Origin of the sequence: Alcanivorax limicola (genome assembly GCF_019931215.1) — a bacterium.
In the GTDB taxonomy this organism is placed as follows: Bacteria; Pseudomonadota; Gammaproteobacteria; order Pseudomonadales; family Alcanivoracaceae; genus Isoalcanivorax; species Isoalcanivorax limicola.
Genome location: NZ_JAIOUB010000003.1, coordinates 65,120 through 88,160 on the forward strand (window position 1 = coordinate 65,120; position 23,041 = coordinate 88,160).

Annotated in this window: 20 protein-coding genes; 14 read left to right on the forward strand and 6 right to left on the reverse strand. The window is 60.5% G+C overall.

The genetic code is table 11. The features are described 5' to 3' along the window. The first annotated feature begins 53 nt into the window (after window positions 1-53). The 3 genes from guaB (at window position 54) to K8B33_RS10490 (ending at window position 7,341) form a co-directional block, all read left to right on the forward strand. Window positions 54-1,523 carry an IMP dehydrogenase gene (gene guaB, locus K8B33_RS10480; RefSeq protein WP_223426205.1) on the forward strand — a complete coding sequence of 490 codons (1,470 nt, stop codon included), beginning with the start codon at window positions 54-56 and terminating at the stop codon, window positions 1,521-1,523. Between the two features lie 127 nt (window positions 1,524-1,650). Continuing rightward, window positions 1,651-3,222 carry a glutamine-hydrolyzing GMP synthase gene (guaA, locus tag K8B33_RS10485; protein ID WP_223426207.1) on the forward strand — a complete coding sequence of 524 codons (1,572 nt, stop codon included), beginning with the start codon at window positions 1,651-1,653 and terminating at the stop codon, window positions 3,220-3,222. Between the two features lie 306 nt (window positions 3,223-3,528). Continuing rightward, window positions 3,529-7,341, forward strand: coding sequence for an SIR2 family protein (locus K8B33_RS10490; RefSeq protein WP_223426210.1), 3,813 nt, complete (start codon window positions 3,529-3,531; stop codon window positions 7,339-7,341). 239 nt (window positions 7,342-7,580) lie between these two features. On the opposite strand, the gene K8B33_RS10495 is transcribed toward K8B33_RS10490, so the two are convergent. Beyond that, on the reverse strand, window positions 7,581-8,432 hold the full coding sequence (locus K8B33_RS10495) for an arylamine N-acetyltransferase family protein (RefSeq protein WP_223426212.1): 852 nt from the start codon (window positions 8,430-8,432) through the stop codon (window positions 7,581-7,583). Window positions 8,433-8,630: 198 nt separating this feature from the next. On the opposite strand from K8B33_RS10495, the gene K8B33_RS10500 reads away from it, so the two are divergent. The 6 genes from K8B33_RS10500 (at window position 8,631) to K8B33_RS10525 (ending at window position 13,562) form a co-directional block, all read left to right on the forward strand. Continuing rightward, window positions 8,631-9,023, forward strand: coding sequence for a VOC family protein (locus tag K8B33_RS10500; protein WP_223426214.1), 393 nt, complete (start codon window positions 8,631-8,633; stop codon window positions 9,021-9,023). Window positions 9,024-9,068: 45 nt separating this feature from the next. After that, the gene (locus K8B33_RS10505; RefSeq protein ID WP_223426215.1) at window positions 9,069-9,461 is read left to right on the forward strand and encodes an ArsR/SmtB family transcription factor; all 393 of its coding nucleotides are present in this window, start codon (window positions 9,069-9,071) and stop codon (window positions 9,459-9,461) included. Further along, a complete protein-coding gene (locus K8B33_RS10510; RefSeq protein WP_223426216.1) occupies window positions 9,454-10,002 on the forward strand; it encodes an SRPBCC family protein in 549 nt (182 codons plus the stop codon). The genes K8B33_RS10505 and K8B33_RS10510 overlap by 8 nt, the downstream gene beginning before the upstream one ends. 66 nt (window positions 10,003-10,068) lie before the next feature. Further along, window positions 10,069-10,452: a DoxX family protein gene (locus tag K8B33_RS10515; protein ID WP_223426217.1), complete on the forward strand. Its 384-nt coding sequence runs from the start codon at window positions 10,069-10,071 to the stop codon at window positions 10,450-10,452. 75 nt (window positions 10,453-10,527) lie between these two features. Next, window positions 10,528-12,702 carry an IgaA/UmoB family intracellular growth attenuator gene (locus tag K8B33_RS10520; protein WP_223426218.1) on the forward strand — a complete coding sequence of 725 codons (2,175 nt, stop codon included), beginning with the start codon at window positions 10,528-10,530 and terminating at the stop codon, window positions 12,700-12,702. Window positions 12,703-12,773: 71 nt separating this feature from the next. Further along, window positions 12,774-13,562 carry a M90 family metallopeptidase gene (locus K8B33_RS10525; protein ID WP_223426221.1) on the forward strand — a complete coding sequence of 263 codons (789 nt, stop codon included), beginning with the start codon at window positions 12,774-12,776 and terminating at the stop codon, window positions 13,560-13,562. Here the strand turns inward: K8B33_RS10525 and K8B33_RS10530 are convergent. From K8B33_RS10530 to K8B33_RS10550, 5 genes are all read right to left on the reverse strand, one after another. Next, complete coding sequence (locus K8B33_RS10530) at window positions 13,531-14,232, reverse strand: NapC/NirT family cytochrome c (RefSeq protein ID WP_223426223.1); 702 nt, start codon at window positions 14,230-14,232, stop codon at window positions 13,531-13,533. The genes K8B33_RS10525 and K8B33_RS10530 overlap by 32 nt on opposite strands. Window positions 14,233-14,244: 12 nt before the next feature. Next, window positions 14,245-14,637 (reverse strand): nitrate reductase cytochrome c-type subunit, encoded by a 393-nt coding sequence (locus tag K8B33_RS10535; protein WP_223426225.1) that lies wholly within the window; start codon window positions 14,635-14,637, stop codon window positions 14,245-14,247. After that, the gene (napA, locus tag K8B33_RS10540) at window positions 14,634-17,132 is read right to left on the reverse strand and encodes a nitrate reductase catalytic subunit NapA (RefSeq protein WP_263284635.1); all 2,499 of its coding nucleotides are present in this window, start codon (window positions 17,130-17,132) and stop codon (window positions 14,634-14,636) included. The genes K8B33_RS10535 and napA overlap by 4 nt, the downstream gene beginning before the upstream one ends. Window positions 17,133-17,134: 2 nt before the next feature. Next, on the reverse strand, window positions 17,135-17,338 hold the full coding sequence (locus K8B33_RS10545) for a periplasmic nitrate reductase, NapE protein (protein ID WP_223426231.1): 204 nt from the start codon (window positions 17,336-17,338) through the stop codon (window positions 17,135-17,137). A 126-nt stretch (window positions 17,339-17,464) separates the two neighbouring features. Further along, complete coding sequence (locus tag K8B33_RS10550) at window positions 17,465-17,911, reverse strand: hypothetical protein (protein WP_223426233.1); 447 nt, start codon at window positions 17,909-17,911, stop codon at window positions 17,465-17,467. A 316-nt stretch (window positions 17,912-18,227) separates the two neighbouring features. Here K8B33_RS10550 and K8B33_RS10555 point away from each other — a divergent pair, with 316 nt between their 5' ends. Genes K8B33_RS10555 through K8B33_RS10575 form a run of 5 tightly spaced genes read left to right on the forward strand, consistent with a single transcriptional unit; the run spans window position 18,228 to window position 23,025 of the window. Next, window positions 18,228-21,017 carry a YdbH domain-containing protein gene (locus K8B33_RS10555; protein ID WP_223426235.1) on the forward strand — a complete coding sequence of 930 codons (2,790 nt, stop codon included), beginning with the start codon at window positions 18,228-18,230 and terminating at the stop codon, window positions 21,015-21,017. Window positions 21,018-21,070: 53 nt separating this feature from the next. After that, entirely contained in the window at window positions 21,071-21,268 is a 198-nt protein-coding gene (locus tag K8B33_RS10560; protein WP_223427108.1) for a YnbE family lipoprotein, read from the forward strand. Window positions 21,269-21,279: 11 nt separating this feature from the next. Continuing rightward, a complete protein-coding gene (locus K8B33_RS10565) occupies window positions 21,280-21,603 on the forward strand; it encodes a YdbL family protein (protein WP_223426237.1) in 324 nt (107 codons plus the stop codon). Then, the gene (locus K8B33_RS10570) at window positions 21,600-21,974 is read left to right on the forward strand and encodes a DUF4870 domain-containing protein (protein WP_223426240.1); all 375 of its coding nucleotides are present in this window, start codon (window positions 21,600-21,602) and stop codon (window positions 21,972-21,974) included. Before K8B33_RS10565 ends, K8B33_RS10570 begins: the two co-directional genes overlap by 4 nt. A gap of 25 nt (window positions 21,975-21,999) precedes the next feature. Beyond that, on the forward strand, window positions 22,000-23,025 hold the full coding sequence (locus tag K8B33_RS10575; protein WP_223426242.1) for an MBL fold metallo-hydrolase: 1,026 nt from the start codon (window positions 22,000-22,002) through the stop codon (window positions 23,023-23,025). Window positions 23,026-23,041 lie beyond the last annotated feature (16 nt).

Here is a 23,041-nt window from a genome sequence, read left to right on the forward strand (position 1 = left end):
CCAGAGCCTATAATTGCCCGCTTAATTTTCGTTCATCACCTACGGTGCCTTTTATGCTCAGAATTGTGCAAGAAGCACTGACATTCGACGACGTTCTTCTGGTACCCGCCTACTCCGAAGTCCTGCCCAAGGATGTCTGCATCAAGACGCGTCTGACCCGTGACATCAGCCTGAACACCCCGCTGGTGTCGGCGGCCATGGACACGGTGACCGAGCATCGCCTGGCCATCGGCATGGCTCAGGAAGGCGGGATCGGTATTCTTCACAAGAGCATGGACGCCGAAGATCAGGCTCGCCATGTGCGCATGGTCAAGAAGTACGAGAGCGGCGTGGTGAAGGACCCGATTACCGTCGGCCCGGATACCACCGTGGCGGAGCTGCTGCGCATTACTGAAGCGCATAATATTTCCGGTGTACCCGTGGTGGATGGCGACAACGTAGTCGGCATTGTTACCAGCCGGGATACGCGCTTTGTCACGGAGTACAACCAGCCGGTATCGGCGGTGATGACGTCGAAGGACCGCCTGGTGACCGTGCAGGAAGGCGCCAGCGCCGAAGATGTGCAGGCACTGCTGCACCGTCATCGCATCGAAAAAGTTATCGTGGTGAACGAGACCGGCGCGCTGCGTGGTCTGATTACCGTAAAAGATATCGAGAAAGCCACCAACTACCCGAATGCCTGCAAGGACTCCCAGGGTCGCCTGCGCGTTGGCGCCGCTGTTGGCACCGGTGCAGATACCGAGCATCGTGTGCGGGCACTGGTTGAAGCCGGTGTGGATGTGATCGTGGTGGACACCGCCCACGGCCATTCCCAGGGCGTGCTGGATCGCGTGGCCTGGATCAAGAAAACCTTCCCGGACATTCAGGTTATCGGCGGCAATATCGCCACCGCTGACGCTGCTCGTGCACTGGCTGAGGCTGGCGCTGATGCGGTGAAAGTCGGCATCGGTCCGGGTTCCATCTGTACCACGCGTATCGTCGCTGGTATCGGTGTACCGCAGATTACCGCAATTTCCGAAGTGGCTGACGCACTGTTGAAGTATGACATCCCGTTGATCGCTGACGGCGGTGTCCGGTTTTCCGGTGATGTGTCCAAAGCCATCGCCGCGGGTGCCAGCTGCATCATGATCGGCTCCCTGCTGGCCGGTACTGAAGAGGCCCCCGGCGAAGTCGAGCTTTTCCAGGGCGGGTACTACAAGGCGTATCGCGGCATGGGCTCACTGGGTGCCATGGCCGGCAAGACCGGTTCCAGCGACCGTTATTTCCAGGACGCTGCGGCCGGCGTGGAAAAGCTGGTGCCGGAAGGCATTGAAGGTCGCGTCCCGTACAAGGGCCCGATGACCAATATCGTACATCAACTGATCGGCGGTTTGCGTGCGTCCATGGGCTATACCGGTTGCCGCGACATTAACGAAATGCGCACCAAGCCGTATTTCGTCAAGGTCACTAGTGCCGGCATGAAAGAGTCCCACGTGCACGACGTTACCATCACCAAGGAAGCGCCCAACTACCCGGTGGGGTGAGCCGCGATCGACGCATAGCGTCACAGCGCGGCGAAGCAGCGAGGCAACGGCCGGCAAACTTGCCGGCCTTTGTGTTTGATACTGAATTATTCATACCGGGCGACACCAGCCCCGAGCGGACAACGCCATGAAAGATATTCATTCCCAGCGCATCCTGATTCTGGATTTCGGTTCCCAGTACACCCAGCTGATTGCTCGCCGTGTGCGCGAAATCGGGGTTTACTGCGAAATTCGTGCCTTTGATATGGATGATGCGGAAATTCGCGCGTTTGATCCCACCGGGGTGATTCTTTCCGGCGGCCCGGAAACCGTGACCATGACCGAAACCCCCCGGGCACCGCAGCGCGTATTCGAGCACGGCGTACCGGTGCTGGGTATCTGCTACGGCATGCAGACCATGGCCTCCCAGCTGGGCGGCGCGGTGATCCACGGCGAGAAGCATGAATTCGGCTACGCCCGCGTGCAGAAAACCGGCGGCAGCCGTCTGCTGGATGGCATCACCGATCACGAAGAAGCAGGACACGATTTCCTGGACGTCTGGATGAGCCACGGCGACCGCGTTGAAAGCGTACCGGAAGGCTTTCTGGTCACGGCCAGCACCGGCTCCTGCCCCGTCGCCGGCATGGCCGACGACGAGCGCCGATTCTACGGCGTGCAGTTTCATCCGGAAGTGACGCACACCTTGCAGGGCGGTCGCCTGCTGGAACGTTTCGTTCGCGACATCTGCGGCTGCGAGAAACTGTGGACACCCGACAACATCATTGAAGACGCCATCGAACAGATTCGGGAACAGGTGCGCGACGAAGAAGTGATCCTGGGCCTGTCCGGCGGCGTCGATTCCTCCGTGGTCGCCGCACTGCTGCACAAGGCCATTGGCGACCAGCTCACCTGCGTGTTTGTCGACAACGGCCTGCTGCGTCACCGCGAAGGTGACCAGGTGATGGAAATGTTTGCCGAGAACATGGGCGTCAAAGTGATCCGCGTTGACGCCGAAGACCTGTTCCTGGGCAAACTCGCCGGCGTTGAAGACCCGGAGAAGAAACGCAAGATCATCGGCAATACCTTCATCGATATTTTTGACGACCAGGCATCAAAGCTGACCAACGCAAACTGGCTGGCCCAGGGCACCATCTATCCTGACGTCATCGAATCCGCCGCCAGCAAGACCGGCAAGGCCCACGTGATCAAATCACACCACAATGTGGGCGGCCTGCCGGAACACATGAAGCTGAAACTGGTGGAACCCCTGCGCGAACTGTTCAAGGATGAAGTGCGCAAGATCGGCCTGGAACTGGGCCTGCCCTACGACATGGTTTACCGCCACCCCTTCCCGGGCCCCGGCCTCGGCGTGCGTATCCTCGGCGAAGTGAAAAAGGAATACGCCGACACCCTGCGGCTGGCCGATGACATCTTCATCACCGAACTCCGCGCCGCTGGCCTGTACCACAAGACCAGCCAGGCCTTCACCGTGTTCCTGCCGGTGAAATCCGTCGGCGTGGTCGGCGACGCCCGCCGCTACGAATACGTGGTGGCCCTGCGTGCGGTGGAAACCATCGACTTCATGACCGCCCGCTGGGCACATCTGCCCTATGATTTCCTGGAAACGGTATCCAGCCGCATCATCAACGAAATCCCGGGCATCAGCCGGGTGACCTACGACATTTCCTCGAAGCCGCCTGCGACGATTGAGTGGGAGTGATCTCTCCGAGTCCTGTTTTGCTCACACGTCGCTGACGGGGCGGGATAATGGTGGTTAGATAGCGTTTGAGGGAAACAGACTACGCGGTTCGAACTGTTTCTCCAGGCGCTTTCCCGGTTATGTCTCGTTCGGCAGTCTGATGTGCATGGTGTGCTGTAGATGTCTGGTGCGTGGTCAGATCAAATCAGTACAGCTTGCGCCAGTGGCTGCCGCCGACCGCCCGTTGGGCCCTGCCATTCGGTGCTGTCAGTGGGGCAGTAGTGCGGAATTGGCTGGAGAGATAGGACAAAGCTAGAGGGCCAAGGTATGAGGTTTTTCGCTAATGGGCCAGCTATACCCGATCTCCTTCTTGAAAGATGCGATGCAGGCCGTGTCGTATTTCTTTGCGGTGCAGGCGTTTCACTTCCATCGGGAATGCCGAGCTTCATTGGTTTGACTAGGCATGTCATTGATTTCTTCGATCCTGAATCATCTTCGGAGATCATGACTGCATTTCAGCCATGGCTCGATGAGCCTTCCGCAGCAAACGTGCCGTTAGACCAAATCTTCAATCTTCTGCACCAAGAGTATGGGAAAAATGAGGTCAATGCGCTTGTCACGGAGCGATTGCGCTCTGAGCATATGGCGGGCGGCGTTGGTCGCGAGCACGGACTGATCAAACGTATCTCCTCGAATCCGCATGGAGTGCCGCAGGTTGTCACCACGAACTTCGATCTGCTCTTCGAGGCTGACGAAGTTGCCGATTTCAAGGTTCACGTTCCTCCCGCTTTCCCTGATCTTGCATTAGGAGCTCCGGTAGATGGTGTCACATACCTGCATGGAAGACTTGCGTCCGTAGAGGCAGATCAGCATGCCTATGTACTGAGCAGTGCTGACTTCGGAAGAGCCTACCTCTCCGAAGCTTGGGCTACGAACTTTGTTAGGAATCTGCTCGAGTATTACACAGTTGTTCTGGTGGGATATCAGGCTGAAGATCCACCTGTGAAGTATTTGCTTCAAGGTTTGAATCACGATGATCAGTTTGACCGTTCGCGGCTTTATGCTTTTGACAAAGGCCGGCCAGAAGACATTGAAGCGAAATGGCGTGATAGAGGCGTGACTGCCATCGCTTATGAAGATCATTTTCAGCTTTGGGAAACCCTAGAGGCCTGGGCGGTGCGCGCCGATGACCCGCGGGCATGGAGGGCTGGTGTTCTCGATTCGACTTATTCTGATCCCAAGGTTTTGGCTCCTCATGAACGTGGAAAAGTTGCTCACGTATTGCGCTCGGTACAGGGGGCGAAGATTTTTTCTGAAATAGATCCTCTGCCTCATCCAGAATGGATTTGTGTGCTGGACGGGGTTGTCAGGTCAGCAAAGGCGGCTGGCGGGTATAGTCAAGATGTTGAAACTTTTTCGCCTTACTTGGCTTATGGTCTAGACGATGATCTAGAGAGGGGTGAAGAGGCGGGCTATCTGAGAGAAATCAGGAACGATGATTTGCTGGAGTGGAGAGAGGGAGACGATAACCCTGCAGATTTCCACTGCCTCGGCGATCGGCAGATTGAGGGACAAGAAGCGATTCCGCCTAGGCTTTGGCACATGATGAAATGGATTGATAGATCGATAAGAAGCCCGGTCATTGCTTGGTGGGCGGCTCAAAAAAAAGGCTTGCATCCACGGCTCATTGCACAGCTCAGACTGTCTTTGTGGCGAGAAGAAGATCTGGATGAGAAGGCTCGGCACGTATGGAGTTTGATTCTGGAGTGTCATCGTGATGCTCGTAATCGTGACTGGGGCGAGAGCTGGTTCCATCTCAATAGAAGAATAGCTAAAGAGGGTTGGACGGGTAGCGTCTTAAGGGATCTTGATCGCGCACTTCAGCCTCGATTGGCGATGGCGCAACCTTTAGGTGTTCGTCGATCAAAACCTCCTCCGGAGAGGTGGGCAGAGACGAACATTGAAGATGTGGTCATGTTCGAGGTGAAGTTGCTGGATATGCATGGGCAGGGTCTTGATGTGCCTGATGAAATGATAAGTGATGTTCTGAGAATCCTGGAGTATCAAATATCTGCAGCCTCCGGCACATTGACTGATCTCGATGTCGCCAGCTTCGCCACGCCTACAGTTTATCCAGGTCGAGAAATGGATGATGGGGAAGGAGATTTATCTTCTGTCGAAGTTTTAATTCTCTTTGTGAAGATCTATGACCGTCTTGTTGCTCTAGATCCGGATCTAGCAAAAGTACACGCCATGACTTGGGATCAAGGCGATAAGTACTTCTTCCGTAAGTTGAAGCTATATGCCTTATCAAAGCCAAATGTATTTTCGGCCGTTCGCGCGGTCGAGGTGCTTATGTCTTTTGATCAAGAGTCATTCTGGGATTTCGGGGTGGCCAGAGAGTTGCTCTTTCTGGTTGAGGATCGATGGCCGGAATTTTCTGTGGCTGATAAGGATCGTCTTGCAGAGCGTCTACTCGCCGGCCCAGATCAAAGATTCTACTGGGCTGATGGTGCCTATCCCGAAATACGTGATGGGATCATAGCAAGATATGGTAGATATCTTCAGTTGAAAGGTTGCGGGCTATCTGAGCCACATTCGGCAGCGCTCGAGAAGATTATTTCTGATATTCCTGATTGGGATGATAGCTTGGCGGTTTCAACCGTGGCGCAATACGGATTACATATCGGCTGGGTTGGAACAGATGAATCCCCGGCTGCCATTCTTGATCTTCCGGTCGGCGAAATAGTGGCTATGGCCAAGGTTAAGACCGGTTTGGAGCGGGGCTTTGGTAATTTCAATGAGGAGCGACCGTTCACTGGGCTTGTAAAGATCAACCCGAGGAAGGCCCTTGCAGCTTTAACTGCGGCTGCTAGGTCCGGCGAATACCCAGCAGCGTTCTGGTCGGCTCTGATTGCTGAGATGCCTAAGGAGACTTCTCCACGGTTTAAGTTGCTTTATTTGCACAGACTCAGAAATCTTCCGTGCCCAGTAGTGGTTGAGCTTCGCTATGTTCTTGGAAGGTGGTTGGGGCGGAATTTTACGGCTGCTATTGAGTTGGACGAGCAGCTTGCTTTGCAGCTCTATGATCACATAGTGGATTGTGTCTTGGCTGCTGGAGATGAAGTATCAAGGAGTGCTACAGGCGGGGTACTTCAAGTAGGAGAATCTCTCGAGCGGTCCACACGAACCTATGACCAAGCGATCAATGCTCCCCTGGGGATGTGTGCAGAAGCTCTGATCCAGGCTGTTCTAGGCGAGACTCAAGAAAAAGGTTCATCGGTTCCGGATCATATTAAGTTACGGTTGGAGCGCCTTTTTTCGGCCGGTGGAGAAGGAGCTAATCACGCCGTGGCAATCTGCATGCGCCGATTGAACCGGCTCATGCACGTTGATCCTGCCTGGACGGAAGTTCGCCTGCTTCCCATGTTGGCTTTTGATCACCCGGCAACTGAGCCAGCTTGGAGCGGATTTTTGCATACATCTGGCGTTCCCTCTCCGCAGCTTGTAGTGCTCCTGAAGCCCTTGCTCCTCAAGCTTTATCCATGGATAGAGGCATTCTATTGGAAGGCGGATGTCTCGGATGCGCCAGCTTTATGGCTGGCCCATATGTGCGTTTTCGCTGAGGGGGAGGCGTGCGGCCTTACTCAGAAAGAAATGAAAAGCGCCTTGCGGCGAATGAGTGACGGAGTGCGCAGCCACGTCATATTCTGGCTTTGCGAAGTAGGTGGATCGAAAGACGATGGCTGGAATAGGGTTGTTATCCCGTTCATCGAGAATGTGTGGCCTAGAGAGCGTAAATTCCGAACGGGGTCGTCTTCATTGTCTTGGATTAGGCTCCTTGCTCGTGCTGAAGGTGATTTTCCTGCGGTCTATTCCGCAGTAAAGCGGTTCTTGGTGCCTTTTGAGGGGGGTAGTCATGCTCTTCATCGGTTCATGCGGGGGGGGATGGAGAGTGACCCAATTACCGTTCGTTATCCTGACGCCACCTTGGACTTCATGAATACCGTAACCCCACAGACTCTGACTCGCGCCCCCTATGATTTGCCCAAGATTCTTGCGCTAATTGCAGAGGCGAAGCCTGATTTGACCGCTGATCCAAGATATCTTCGCTTGATTGATCTTGTAGAGCGGTACTAAATCGTGGTCTTGATTGTTACTCTAATAGCTGCGGTTGTCCTCCCGGCAGGGAGGCGGCATGGTTGCTGATTTGGAAGAGGGGAACGTCGGTGTTACGTTGTATTCTTAGTCGTACTGGTGGGAGCTTCTAGGGTTTTAACACACTGACCTAAAAAGAGCTATTTGTCCATTTTGTAATTGGGTAGGAGCGACTTTCCCAAGTTCTATTCCTTCTCGGATGACGTGCTCACGTGGCTGGGTTATGGCTCCTGAATGGCCCTCGAGGGAAACAGATCTCGCGACGCGAACTGTTCCTCAAGGCGCTTTCTCAGTTGCGCCTTGTTCGGCAACCTGATGCGCATGGTGTCCTCCAGCACCGCCAGCACGGCGGCGGGGCTGTCCAGTTCCTGCCGCAATGTGCGGCCATCCGGGTAACGCACGCTGTAGTGATTGTTGCGCAGAATATGCCGGCAGTTTGCATCCACGCGGGTCGCGATAAGATCGCTGACAAAGCGTGACGAGGCATGCCGGGAGGTGAACCAGTTGGCCACCTCGTAATCTGCCGGCCAGCAGGCGGTCAGATCAAACCGGTACAGCGTGCGCCAGTGACCCTCATCCAGCGCCTGCTGGGTATAGATGCCATCCTCGTGCCGGATGCGGAATGTCTCATGGCTGGTGGGTTGGGGTGTCTCCTGATCAAGGCGCAGCGGCGCAACGCCGGTCATGACGCCGAAGCCGGTATCCACCACATAGGCAATGCCATCAATGGTGACCTGCAGCAGCATGTGCGAGCGTGCCGGGCGGGCATCCTCTGCGGCGCCCCAGTACACCCGCGCCAGCAGCCCGCGCACCTGGAACCCCAGCTGCTCCAGGATGTTCCTGAACAGCAGGCCGTGTTCGTAGCAATAGCCACCGCGCCCGCGCGTGATCAGCTTCGCTTCGATATCGGCCAGCCCCAGCGACACCTCCCGCCCCTGAAAGGAATCCAGATCCTCGAACGGAATATGCATGACATGCTGACGCTGCAATGCGCGCAGCACGGGCAGCGTTGGCGCCAGCGCGTCCTGATGGTTGATACGTGCCAGGTAGGCGGCAAGGTTGATGTCGGTCATGGGGCATCCTCTGCGTCAGCGGTTAGCGTGCGGGCAGAATAGGGCCTCAACCATTGTTGAGGTGAAGGGCCAGGTGGTGTGGTTTTGACTATGGCGGTGATAGGCAACGGGTATGTTCGGCGTGGCTTGCCATATTATTAAACCATATGGTTTAATAAATGCGGTTGGTTGGTTGACGTTCACAGAGGAGGTAATGGCATGAAACAGGAACTGAAACAGAAGCAGCGCTTTACTGGCGGCCGCAATATCGCCATGAAAGTCCCGGTGGCGCAGTACGACCAGACGGTGGCGTTCTATCGCGACGTGTTGGGGTTGGCGGAGATCAGTGAGCATGCGCCCCATGTGGTGTTTGCGTTTGGCGACAACCAGTTGTGGATTGATCGCACGCCGGGCGTGGGCCAGTCGGAGGTATGGCTGGAGCTGATCACGCAGGACGCTGAGGCCGCCGAATACCTGGCCAGCCAGGGCTATGTCCGGCAGGATGAGCTGGAACCGTTGCCGGAGGACTTCAAGGCGTTCTGGGTCAGCAATCCGGCGGCGGTGGTGCATCTGGTCAACGCCAGCGCGGCAACGCAGGCCGGTGGTCAGTGAGTATTGTGAGCCCGCTCCAGGGCCGTCCATGACAGAGACGTCCACATGACAGACACGCAAAACGAAACGCCGGCGCTGGACAGTGTGTTTCATGCGTTGGCAGATCCCACTCGGCGCGCCATGCTGGCGCGTCTGGCGGAGGGCGAGTTGCGTATCGGCGAGCTGGCGGCGCCCTTCGCCATGTCGCTGGCGGCGGCGTCCAAGCATGTCCGGGTGCTGGAGCACGCCGGTTTGCTCGAGCGGCGCGTGGCCGGGCGGACGCATTTCTGTCGTATTCAGGCGCAGCCGTTGCAAGCGGCGCAGGCGTGGCTGAATTACTACTCGCGCTTCTGGCGCGGGCGGCTGGACACGCTCGAAGCGCTGCTGGTGGCAGAGCAGGAGGCCGATGATCGGGCGGACCGTCAGACGGAAAAGGATGCGGGGGCAGCGCATGAGTGAGGCGGGCTGGGGCGAGCTGACGGCCGCCGACACGGTGCGCTTTGAACGCTGGCTGCCGGGCCCGCAGACGCGGGTCTGGTCCTGGCTGGTGGAGCCTAACAAGCGTGCACTGTGGTTGGCGGGGGGCGATTTACCTGCATTGCCCGGCGAAGATTTCACGTTGCACTTCGATCACCAGTCGCTGTCGCCGACACACGAAGCGGCGCCGGCGCAGTATCGTCATTACGCGCGCGGCATACAGACACGGCATCGCTTGCTGGTGTGTGATCCGCCACATTGCCTGCGTATCAGCTGGGATGAGGGAGAGGCGGGATATTCCGAGGTGACCTTCGCGCTGAGCACGCATGATGATCGGGTGCGGCTGGTGCTGACGCATCGCAAGCTGACGCCACCGGATCGGGTCAGTGTGGCCAGCGGCTGGCATGCGCATCTGCGCATCCTGGTGGCGCGGTTGCAGAACGAGCAGCCGCCGACATTCTGGGCGGCCCTGGACGGCATCGAAGCGGCCTATGCTGAACGCCTGTCAGGGCACGACACTTGACAGACCCCGCCCCGGAAGGCGATAAGCTCATGCATTATTCTGTTGCGCAAAAAAGGGAAATCGAGCATGCACAATCCTGATATCGGCAAGTTGATCCTGCGTCTGACCGTGGGCGGTCTGATGCTGTTCCATGGCATTGCCAAACTCACCGGTGGCATTGCCGGTATCAAGGGCATGCTGGCTTCCAGTGGCCTGCCGCAGTTTTTTGCGTACGGCGTTTATGTTGGCGAGATTATTGCGCCCTTGATGCTGATTGTCGGTTTCTACAGCCGCATCGGTGCGGCGCTGATTGTGGTCAACATGCTGTTTGCGATCGGTCTGGCGCATACAGCAGAAATCTTCGCGCTGACGCCGCAAGGTGCCTGGGCCATCGAGCTGCAGTTGTTCTTCCTGCTGACGGCGCTCGCGTTGATCTTCACCGGCCCGGGCAAGTACAAGTACAAACACTGATGTGGTGCGCAGTACCGGTGCGTAAATTCACGTAGCATACGCCGCTGTTTTAGTTTCTGGCGGGAGCGCAGCTACATGGATGGATTGGTACTGATCAAGCTCATTGTGATCGTGATCATTCTGGGCACATCGTTATTCAGTTATATCGGTTACCGGAGTCGCCGGGGCAGCGCCAAACGTGTGTTGTCCTCGGTGCGTCAGTCCGCCGCGCCCCTGCGGCGGCTGTCACCGGCGGAACGTCAGGCCCTCGAACCCTTTCTGCATGATCCCCTGAAGCCCGATATCGCCGTCCCGCTGGACAGCGACGAGGTATTTGCTCTGGAGGGCGAATACCAGCGCCATGGCCTGGAGGGCAGTGGCCATTCGACCTGGCACGATACCCTGGGTGGTGTGGAAGTTATCCTGCCCTTCGATGCAGGGGCCTTTCTGGACCCTGTCAGCAACCGTGCGGAAGTGGTTTTTACCGACCGCTTCGCTGTGGTGTTACGGCTCAATGACAGCTTCGAATTGCTCGAGGGGCGGGACCGGGACGCGCGGCGAGAGACACAGCATTCCCAGTGGACCAGCGGCGGCCGCGGCGCCTTGAAAGAGGTCTTTGTGGATGATCCCACTTCCGGGGATGAAACGGACACTGGCGCAGAGACCCGTGCCCGCGTCGATATTCTCGGGCAGCGTGACGAAACGCCAGCGGAGATCGAGCAGCGCACGGGACGTGGCCTGGGGCTGTTGCCCGGCCTTTTCTGGTTGCTGGCGTTCCTCGCGTTGGCCATCGCCAGCATGGAGGGGTTGCAGGCGGGGCGTTATGTCTGGCTGGCGGTTGCCGGCGTGCTGGGCGTGGCGGGCCTCTGGTTTTTCTGGCGCCACTGGCAGCCGGGGCCGGCACAGAAAGTGAACCGGGTGTCGGGTGAGCTGAATATCCTGGCCCTGCAGAACGAAGGCAGTGAACAGCCTGCGGTAACGCAGCTGATGTTGGGGGACAAGCTCGCCTTCACGCTGCCGCCGCACTGGCTGCCTCATCTGGATCTGCGTGCCGGGCAGCGGCTGGAAACCGAGCTGCGGGTGGAGGACTGCTCTGCTGTGCGGCTGGGGCATCGCATGGCGCTGGATGACGAGATTCGCCGGTTTCCGCTCGCCTATTGGGGCAAGCATCTGGCCATGGTGATTGTTGCCGGGGCGGCGCTACTGTGGGCGCTGGCGGTGTCTCCCGGGGTGCGCGGTGATATCGCAGTGGCGGCCAACTGGCTTGGCGGCAAGTCGGCGCAAACCTTCAGTGACGTGGCGGCGCTGCAGTCTGCCGCGCCCCGCGCGGGCGCCATGGTGACACTGACCGGCGACGCGCGCTGTGAGGTGCGGCAGGCACCAACCCAGTGGGCTGATCCCGGTATTCGCTGTGATCTGCTGCGCTGGGGCGGTGAGCCCATGGCCCTGGATAATGCCGAGATGGATGACGTGACCGCACGTCTTGCCGCAGGGGATTTCATTCACACCCGCCGTGATCCGTATCTGGAACTGATGATGCAGCTGCGTGCCGCCGGGCGAGATCCGCGCCAGCGCAGCGTGACGCCGGTGGTTATCACGCGCCCCGACGAGATTGTGTCACTGGTAGACGCGGCCTGCGACGGTGACACGGCGCCGCGCGAGCGTTCAGCATGCAGCCGCTTGCGGGATATCGTGTTCGGCGGCTTGCATCTGAATGTCGACACCCCGCCGGAGAGCTGGCAGGCGTTGCAGACGCTGCTCAGTGAGCACGCAGCGCAGGACGAGGCGGTGCCGGAAGCGGTGAGCGCAGAGCATCATATCAATGACATCAAGCGCCAGGCGCAGACACTGGCCAACGAACGCGCCAGTGCACAGCTGGACGATCTGGCGAAACAGATCAGCGCGGCACAGCGTGGCGGCGTCGTGATTGCGGTGCACTCGCCCGGTGATGCTACCTTGCCCTGGGATAACCGGCAGCCCGGCGCCGCCAGGTTGCGGCTGCAGCGGCTGCTGACGTTAGCAAGGGATGACGGCGCACAAGCGTTCCGGGTCAGTGGCCTGGTGCTGTCCCGCAGCCAGGATGACACGGGCGCCGAGGTATTGTGGGTGGATGCATCGCGCTCGCTGGCACAGCCCTGGCCCGCCACCGTGCGCGCCCTGTGGATACTGCTGGCGGCGCTGCTGGTGCTGGTGCATGGTGTAGTGTTTGCGGCGCGTTACCGGGCTGCGCGGCAGCGTGATGCGGCACTGGCGGCGCATTATCGACGCTGATCGGCAGACCGTTTTTTCGGTAGTCAGATTCATAAAGAGTCATAAAGAGTCATAAAAGGAAACGAGTTGGCATGTTGAGGCGGTTGCGTCACTGGGTAGAAACCCGTCGGCTGCGGGACTCGCCGTTGCGAGATCAGTGGCAACAGGCGGTGGCCGACTGGCCGGTGGTGGCGCGCTATCAGGGCGAGGCGCGCGAGCGTCTGCGCGACATGGCGCTGCGGCTGATTCTGCGTAAATACTTCCTGTCCGGTGGCGGGCTGCTGCTGACGGATGCCATGCGTTTGCGCGTGGCGACCATGGCGGCGGTGCCGGTCCTGGAGCTGGGTCTGGACTGGCTGCGGGACTGGAATGCCATTGTGCTGTACGAGGGCGCCTTTATTCCCGATCACGGCTGGCAGGATGACGCGGGCGTGGTGCACACCGGGGGTGAGCCGCTCAGCGGCGAAGCCTGGGAGCTCGGGCCGGTGATTCTGTCCTGGGAGGATGTGCTGGCCGCGTCTGCTGAAGACGGCTACAACGTGGTCATCCATGAAATTGCCCACAAGCTGGACATGCGCAGCGATGGCGGCGCCAATGGCGCGCCGCCGTTACATCGGGGCATGAACGCCCGTGTCTGGTATGAGGTCATGACCGACGCATGGAACGCGCTGGCCCGTGCAGAACAGGCCGGGGAGCCGTTGCCGGTGGATGGTTACGCACTGACGGAGGAAGCCGAGTTTTTCGCGGTGTTGTCAGAGAATTTCTTCGAAGCGCCAGAGCGTTTGCAGCAGGCGTTGCCGCGGGTCTATGAGCAGCTGGCGTTGTTCTACCGTCAGGACCCGGCGGCGCTCAGTAAGGGGGTGACGCAGCAGGTTCGATGATCGTATCGCGAAGGACCGCCTCGTCCATCACCGGCGCTTCATCAAGCTTCCCTTCAAACAAGCGCTCAAACAAACCCTCGGGCCACTGCGGCACGCCCTCCATATCCGGCAAGCGGTGCGCGATACCCTTGTGACAGTCGATGCAGGTGGCCTCGATGTCACCGGAAAACGCCAGGTCATGCATGTGCTGCGCGGTGGGCGACTGCTGGCTGAAATCCATGTACTCCAGTTCGTGGCAATTGCGGCATTCCAGTGAATCATTGCCTTTCAGTCTGCGCCATTCCCGCTCCGCCATGACCCGACGCTTGCCCTCGAATTTTTCCGGTGTGTTGATGGTGCCGAAGATGCTACCCCAGACTTCCTTGGAGGCCTCCATCTTGCGGCCGATCTTGTTGGTCCACTCATGGGGCACATGGCAGTCGGAGCAGGTGGCGCGCACCCCCGAGCGGTTGTGATAGTGCACCGTGTATTTCAGTTCGGCATACACGTTGTCCTGCATTTCATGGCAGCCGATACAGAAGGATTCGGTGTTGGTGTATTCCATCGCCGTATTGAAGCCCCCCCAGAAGATGATCCCGGCGACGAAGCCGCCCAGCACCAGGAAGCCCAGCGAAAAGTGCAGGCTGGGATTGCGGAAGATGTGCCAGTAACGGCTCAGCCAGCGGCGCATGGGGCCTCCTTGTCAGTGATTGCCGCGTAATTGCGGCACATGGCAGGCGGTGCAAGGATTGCGGGCCTCGGCCAGGGGTTCCCGGGGCTCGCCATCCCGATCCAGATAATGGGACGCGGGCATCGGCGTTGCCCCGAGACTTTCCGGCGCGTCCCGGCCGTGGCAAGTCAGGCAGCGATTATGCTGGCGGGTCAGCTGATGGCCGGTAATGCGATGGGGAATAGTAGGCGCCCCGGTCGGATTGCCCGCCGGTGGACGCGCCGGGCGCCGGTCTTCTTCCGGCGATAACAGGGGCGTGCGCGTTGGCTGGTCAATATACGCCGCAGGGTCGTCGCCGATGGCCGGGGCATTGAACAGCAATCCGGCGGCCAGCACGGCCGCTGACAGGAAAACGTGACGTATCATGCCGTCCCCCTTACGGGGCGTATTTGCACCGCGCATTTCTTGAAATCGGTTTGCAGGGATATCGGGTCCGTGGCATCCAGCGTGCAGGCGTTGACCAGTCGGCCGGCATCAAAGAAGGGCACAAATACCATGCCCTGCGGTGGCCGGTTGCGGCCTTTTGTTTCCACTCGGGCGCGCATTTTTCCGCGGCGAGATTGGATTTCCACTTCACTGCCACGGCGCAGCGCCAGGTCTCGCGCATCGTCGGGGTGCATGTAGCACAACGCATGGGGCACCGCGCGATGCAGTTCCGGCACCTGTTGGGTCATGGTGCCGGTGTGCCAGTGCTCCAGCACTCGCCCGGTATTCAGCCAGAAGGGATAGGCGTCATCCGGCAGCTCCGGCGCTGGTTCATAGGGCAGGGCAAAGATGATGGCGCGGTTGTCCTTGTGGCCATAGAAGGCGAACTGTTCGTCGCCCTCAGCATGGCGTTTTGCATAGCTGTCGAATTCGCCGTTATAGCGCCACCGGGTTTCCTGCCCGTCGACCACGGGCCAGCGCAAGCCCCCCCGGGTCCGGTGATAGACATCGAAGTCGGCGAGGTCGTGGGCCAGGCCGCGACCAAAGCGGGCGTATTCCTCGAACAACCCTTTTTGCAGATAAAAACCCAGTGCCTCGCTTTCCATGTTCGGGTGATCGTCGTCCAGCGGGAACTTGTCCACCTCACCGTTGGCGAACAGCACCTGGAACAGGGTCTTGCCGCGCAAGTCGGGCGCTTTGGCCAGCAGTGCTTCCGGCCACACTTCATCCACCGTAAAGCGCTGGGACAAGGCAACCAGTTGCCAGAGGTCAGAGCGCGCCTCGCCCGGTGGTGTGACCAGTTGATGCCAGAATTGTGTGCGCCGTTCCGAATTGCCGAAGGCGCCTTCTTTTTCGACCCAGCTGGCGGCGGGCAACACCAGATCGGCGGCCTGGGCTGACAGCGTGGGATAGATATCCGAGACAATGATGAAGGTGTCGTCCTTGCGCCAGCCGGGCAGGATTTCCTGGCTGACATTCGGGCCGGCCTGCATGTTGTTGGTGACCTGGGTCCAGTACACCTTGAGTACGCCGTCTTTCAGCGCCCGGCTCTGGGCCACGGCGGAGAGCCCACTTTCTGCCCGCAATGTGCCTGCGGGCAGCTGCCAGACATCCTCGGCGAATTGCCGGTGCGCCGGGTTGGCGAGCAGTTTGTCCGCTGGCAGGCGATGGGAAAAGGTGCCCACTTCTCGCGCAGTGCCACAGGCGGAGGGCTGCCCGGTGAGAGAAAAAGGACTGTTGCCCGGGGTGGAGATCTTGCCGGTCAACAGGTGCAGGTTGTAGATCATGTTGTTGCACCACACGCCGCGCGTGTGCTGATTGAACCCCATGGTCCAGAACGACATGACCCGCGTGTCGGGATCGGCATAGATGCGCGCCAGGGTTTCCAGTTCGCTCTCGCGCAGCCCGGATTCCCGGGCGGCATACGCCAGCGTGTAGGGCGCAAGAAATTCCCGGAATGCCTCGAAATCGATATCTTCGCCACCCCCGGGATTATCGGCGTTGGTGGCGGCGATCTGACGCGGGTCTTCCGGGCGCAGGCCATAACCGATATCGGCGTTGCCGCGACGGAAGCGCGCATGGCGACGGACAAAGTCGTGATCCACCTTGTCTTCTTCGATCAGGTATCGGGCGATGTAATTGAGAATGATCAGGTCGGTCTGGGGGGTGAAGATCATCGCCTGATCGGCCATGTCACAGGACCGGTTCTGCAAGGTGGAGAGCACGATCAGTTTTGCGCCGTGCTGGCGGCAGCGCTCGCTGACCCGGGTCCACAGGATCGGGTGCATTTCCGCCATATTGGCACCCCACAGCACGAACGCATCGGCATGCTCGATATCGTCATAGCAGCCGGGCGGTTCATCCATGCCAAAGGTGCGCATCATGCCCATCACGGCAGAGGCCATGCAGTGCCGGGCATTGGGATCAAGGTTGTTGCTGCGGAAGCCGGCTTTCATCAGCTTGTTGGCCGCGTAGCCCTCCCAGATCGTCCACTGGCCGGAGCCGAACATGGCAATGCTGTCCGGGCCATGTTCGCGCAGCGCTGCACGGAATTTGTCGGCCATGATATCCATGGCCGTCTCCCAGCTTACCGGTGTCAGCGTGCCGCGCTTGTGGAACTTGCCATCGCGCATGCGCAGCAATGGTCGGGTCAGACGATCTTCGCCATAGAGAATGCCGGGCAGGGAGTAGCCCTTGACGCAGGCCAGCCCGCGATTGACGTCCACTTCCGGGTCGCCCGTGGCCGCGACCACACGATTGTTGCGGACGCCGATCTGCATGCCGCAGCCGACACCGCAGAAACGGCAGGGGGCCTTGTGCCAGGTAATGCCGGAAAGATCATCAGGCAGTGCGGCGGCCTGCACGTTGGCGGGCAGGGGTATCCCGGCAGCGGCGAGGGCGGCGGCTTGCAGGCGGAGAAAAGCGCGACGGTCCATGCTCAACCCCCGAAGGCATGGCTGAGCCATACCGCCAGACCGTAGCTGCCAATCAGCGCGATGCTGAGTGCCGGGAACAGCACAACACAGAGGAACAGGAAAGTGGCCAGCTCTCGTCTTGCGCGATGTGGCGTATCACGAGCGAGGTCGCGTGACGCGCCGTGTGGTCCGTCGAGAGTGGTGGTGGGCTCGCGGTCGTTGCTCATGCCTGCCTCCCTGCCGGTGTCGATGACAACCACACTAGCAAAGAGGCGAGCCGATGCATCACACGAGGGGCGTGTGAGTGTGCCATAACTTGATCCAGATCAAGTTATGGCGCGTTGGGGGTGAACTTACGGTCTGCCAGCACCGCCTGCAGGGCTGCCTGGACCACCGGTGCCCGGCGTGTCGGTGCCGGTGGCGTCGTGGCGCCGATCGCGCTCATCGCGACGCTTGTCCTCAGCGCGACTGTCCTCATCGCGACGTGGCTCCTCATAGGCAGGCTCTTCGCCCGGCGGATACTGCCGTTCATGGCCGGGGGCGCCAGGCTGGGTACCTGGTTGGGTGCCCGGCTGCGTGCCTGGTTGAGTGCCTGGTCGAGTCCCGGGTTGCGTGCCAGGCTGGCCCGGGCCGGGCGCCTGTGGCGTGGTGCCAGGGCGTTGCTCATGGGGCGCTTCAGTGCCGGGTTGCGGATTGGCGCCCGGGGTTTCGCCGGGTTGCTGGGCCGCCTGCAACGATATTGGCGCCAGCATCAGTGGCATGAGATAGATCAGTTTCAGTTTTCTCATCATGGCTTTCATCATGGCTCTCCTTTTAAGGCTTTCCCGTGATCATCGTCTCCACCGTAGCGCTTCCGGCACTGTCGTTGTCCAGCAACAGGCCTGTGATTTAGTGCTTTTTTACCCCGACCGGTCTGTGATGGCGGTGCGGGCGGCCGCTGCGGATTTTTCGCGGTTTGCCGTGGTCGAACGGCATTGCCTGTGTGAATTGCCAGGGTGAATTGCCTGGTGTGATAAAGCGCAGCCGTCACAGCGCAGTAAGGTATGGCAGTGAGGTATGCTGAACTCATACCGAGCTCGTGGATCAGGCCAGGCTCGTGGATCAGGAAGGAACCTCATGCCCCGCACGTTGCATTCAATCCGCAGGATTCTGCCGTGGCTGCTGATCGCGCTGCTGGCGTTCGTGCTGTTGTTGCTGATGCTGGCGTGGCTGTTGTGGCCGGCGAGTTTGCGTGTTGAGGGCGTCAGTTGGGGGCGTGAGACCGGCCTGCAGGTGCAGCGGCTGACCTGGACGGAGGACGGCTGCCAGCGGCTTGTCGGCGAGCAGCTTCGATTGTCCGGGATCCGTTCTTTGACACGTCCCGCCACAGGCTCTCTCACCGCGACGCTTGAGACGCTCGTCGTGACACCGTGTGATGCCGCTGGGGAGATGCCTGGAGAGACGCCTGAAAAGACGCCTGATGGCATCAGTCTGCCACGCCTGCCTGCGCTGACGATCACCATCGACGCCCTTCATCTGGATACCCCCGCAACAACCGATCTGCCCGGCATTCGTGTCACAGGCACTCAGTCGGCAGGACACTGGACACTGGACGCTTCACAGGGGCGCAGTCATGTGGCCGGGGCGCTGGATGCGGCGGGGGACTGGACGCTGGAAGCGCAGTTGTTTCTGCCGGACTGGCATGCCGACCTGATCGGCCAGCTGCGGCTGCAAGGCACTGGCGTCCTGACCGAGGATGCGTGGCGCGGCGCTCTGCGGTTGCAGGGGCGCGAGTTGGGCCACGCGGCGCAACCCCAGCGCGCTGCCGCCAGTGCGCAGTGGGATATCGACCAGGGTGACTGGTCGTTGCTGGCCACGCTGGATGCCCCCCTGGCGCTGACTGCCGGTTGGCACTTGCAGGCGCACGAGGCGCTGCGGGCGCGGGGTGATCTGACATCGGTCACGGCGCTGGCCCTGAATCTGACGGCGACGGGGCCGCAGGGTGAAGTGGCCCTGCAACTGGATACGGATGCGCCGGATGCCGCGTCCGGCGCGGGCACATTGCGTCTGCGAGGCCCGGAAATGCAGAGCCCGGAAGTGGAGAGCCCGGAAACGGGAGCCCCGGACCTGCACGGTGAAATACCGCTGACATGGGAGGGGCAGACGCTCACCCTGGCGCCCGCCGCCATTCATTGGGGGGAGGCGTTGCATCTCAGCTGGTCTGCGCCATTGCTCATCCCCCTGGCGGCGGAGGGTGCGACAACGATTTCTGCGCAGTTGCGTTATTACGATAAGAAGGCGGGCGAGACGTACGACGACGTGCGCCTGGAGACCCGCGACAGCCGCCTCAGCTGGACCGGCGGCAACTGGCGCTGGGCTGGTCTGCTGCGTCTGGCAGGCGATTATCAGGGCTATGCCGTCAATGCGCGCTGGCAGGGCGAGGTGGACCCCGAGGGGTTATCCGGCGCGCCACTGACCGCCAAGGTCGCTGGCGATGATCTGGCGTTGACGATCACTGCGCCGGTGACGGCAATGCGGTCCCCGGAATGGGCCACCCGGGCCAGCTTCTCCGGCCATTATTTGCCTGATCAGCCCGGTGCCTGGCCGGTGTCCGGCACCGTGTCAGCCTCACAGCGCAGCGGTGACTGGCGTGGCGTGCTGGCGGCGACGTCGCGGCTGCCGTTCTACGACCAGGGCGGGGAGATTGCGGCGCAGCTGCCCTGGCGGCTGGGCGCTGATGCGAGTGCGGGCGCGCAGCTGTTTATTGACCGTGGCGCCACGCTGCATATAAGCCGGGGCGTCATCAGTGAGGGGCTGGAGGAGGCCGTGCTGATCCGGCCCCAGCGTTATACGGCCAACCGTGCCTTGCGGCTGGATGCGACCGGTATCCACGGTCCGATAGGGGTGCGGGCAGAAGGGCTGACGGCATCACGCTGGGTATTGCCGCTTGTTGAGGGCACGCTGACATTGCAGGGGCTGGGCGGCGAAGCAGCACTGTCTGTCGCGGCCTGGCAGTCAGCGCTGCAGCTGCGGGCTCGCCCCCATGCGAACGGCGGTGTTGCCGGCGACATCGTGCTGGATACGCCGTTGATGGCCGACATGAGCCGCGGGCTGCCGGTGACCCTGACCCGCGGGCAATTGAGTGCGGCGCTGGACTGGCACTGGCAAGACGCGTTGGCGGCCAACGGCTGGTTTCGGGTCAATGATCTTGGCGTGGACATGGGCGGCATTGTTGCCCGGGGTGGCGCCGGGCGCGTGGCGTTGCAGCTGCAGGAGGGTGATGTCCGTCTGACCAGCGATGGCCCGCTGCGTCTCGCGACGCTGGACGTAGGCACCACGGTGCGCAATATTCAAACACAGGTCAGCACCGATCTGGACAGCTGGCAGTTTTCCGATATCCGTGCCGAGGTGCTGGGCGGCGAAGTGTTGGCGCCGGCGCTGCACTGGCCCGCTGATGATTTCCAGACGGTGGTCATCACACGCATCGATATGGATCGTGTGGCGGGCATGCAGGCAGATCCGGTGGTGCAACTGGCCGGTCGGGTCGGCGGTTATCTGCCGGTACAACTGGGGCGCAATTCCCTGGCAGTGCAGGGTGGTCGGCTGGCGAACGAAGAGATGCTGGCGCTGATGTTGTTGCCGGGCGCGAGTGTGCGCGCCATGCGCGATGCGAACCGGGCCGTGCAGATTGCCATGGATGCGCTGAGCACGCTGTTGATCAACGAGTTCAGCGCACGACTGGATATGACAGCGGACGGCTGGCTTGATGCGGCTGTCACGATTCGCGGCAATAATCCGCAGCAGCGGTTGCCGGTGGTGTTCAACTATACGCACAAGGAAAACATACTGGTGTTGTTGCGCAGCCTGCGCATCGGCGACGACATACAACGCCAGGTCATGGATCAGCAGCCTGTACCGGGCTGGTAGCAAGTGGAGTGAGGACGATGAGGCGACAAGACACGGGGGTGACCCGCGTGGCGATGGTGTGGCCGGTGCTGTTGTTGTGGGCCGGATTGGCAGGGGTAACAGGATTGGCAGGGTGCACCCCGCGCATCGCACTGGAAGCACCGAAAGAACCCATTACCATCAATCTGAACGTCAAGATTGATCACGAAATCCGCCTGCGGGTGGAGCGTGATCTGGATGAGCTGTTCAGTGACGACAGCGACTTGTTCTAGGAGTGATCATCATGAAACGACTTTCTGGCATGATCGCCGTGGCGCTGCTGATGCTGTCAGCCGGTGCGCTGGCGCTGGATCTGGACAGCGCCAAAAGCCAGGGGCTGGTAGGCGAGCAGCCGAACGGTTATCTGGGTGTGGTCAAGGCAACACCGGAAGCGGTGGAGCTGGCACAGGACATCAACACACGCCGCCGTCAGGCCTATGAGCGCATCGCTCGGGAAAACGGTATCACCATCGAACAGGTGGCAACCCTGGCGGGGCAGCGCGCTATCAGCCGCGCTGAATCGGGCACCTACATACGGACGCCGGAAGGCCAGTGGGTGGAGCGATGATACACGACCCGCTGTTACCTCACGGGGTTGAGCCCGGGCCGGATGAACGCAATCTGGCAACCGGTTGTCATCTGCTGGCGTTTGCCGGAATGCTGTTTCCGTTCGGCAGTATTCTCGGTCCGCTGGTGCTCTGGTTGCTGAAACGCAACAGCAGTCATTTCGTTGATCATCAGGGGCGCGAAGCGGTGAATTTCAACATCACCATGACGCTGGCGCTGCTGATATCGGCGGCGTTGATGACGGTGCTGATCGGTTTCGTGCTGGTGCCACTGGTGCTGGTGTTCTGGGTGGCGATGGCGATTGTGGCGGCGGTGCAGAGCAGCCATGGCAAGGCCTACCGTTATCCGCTGACACTGCGGTTGGTACAGTAATCCAGCACGCTGGACGGAGGCTGCCATGACGGCGGTGCGGCACAAAACCAGGCTCGCGTTGCTGTTGCTGGCACTGGTCGTCGTGGTGCTGACGGTGTTGGCCAACTGGCGGCCGTCGCTGACGCGCTGGCAAGCGTTTCTGCTACCCGCCCCGGCACCGGCAGCGCCGTTGCAGGTCACCTGGCTGGGCACGGCCACGGTGCTGGTGAGTGATGGTGACAATGCCATCATGACCGATGGCTTTTTTTCCCGGCAATCTCTCTTTCAGGTGGCCAGCGGCGATATCGAGCCCGATCTCGCACGCATCGAAGCGGGTCTTGCGAAAGCCGGTGTGGACGGCCCCGGGGGGCTGGATGCGGTGGTGGTGCTGCACTCTCACTACGACCACGCCATGGACGCGCCGGAAGTGGCACGCCGCACCGGGGCTGTCATCCTGGGCTCGGAAAGCACCGCCAATGTGGCGCGCGGCTGGGATCTGCCGGCGGCGCAGATTCATGTGCCGGCCCCGGGAGAGATGCTGCAGTTCGGCCAGTTCGAGTTGGAGCTGGTGCCTTCCGCCCATGTGCCGATGTTGCCGTTTATCGCCAGGCTGACCGGGCATGGCGAGACCATCGATACGCCGCTACGACCACCCGCGCCGGTGTCGGCGTGGAAGGAAGGGCAGAGCTATGCACTGGTGCTGCGCCACCCGCAAGGACGCTTGCTGATTCAGGGCAGTGCCGGGTTTGTCGGCGGTGAACTGGCGTCCCATGAGGTGGATGTGGCGCTGTTGTCTACCGGCTCGCTCGGGCGGCAATCGACGCGCTATATCGGCCGCTATTTTGAAGAGACGGTGCTCGCCACCGGCGCACACACGGTGATCCCCATGCACTGGGATCATTTCTTCTCGGTGCTGGACCGCAACACGCACCCGCTGGGCCCGCTGCTGGACGATTTTCATGGCGCGATGGATGGCTTGCAGCAGCAAAGCGCGCTGCATGACAGAGACTTTCATCTGCTGGAACCGTTGGATACCTTCGGTATGGAAGGCGGGCGGCTGACCGGAAACTGATCATGCCGCCTGCCTG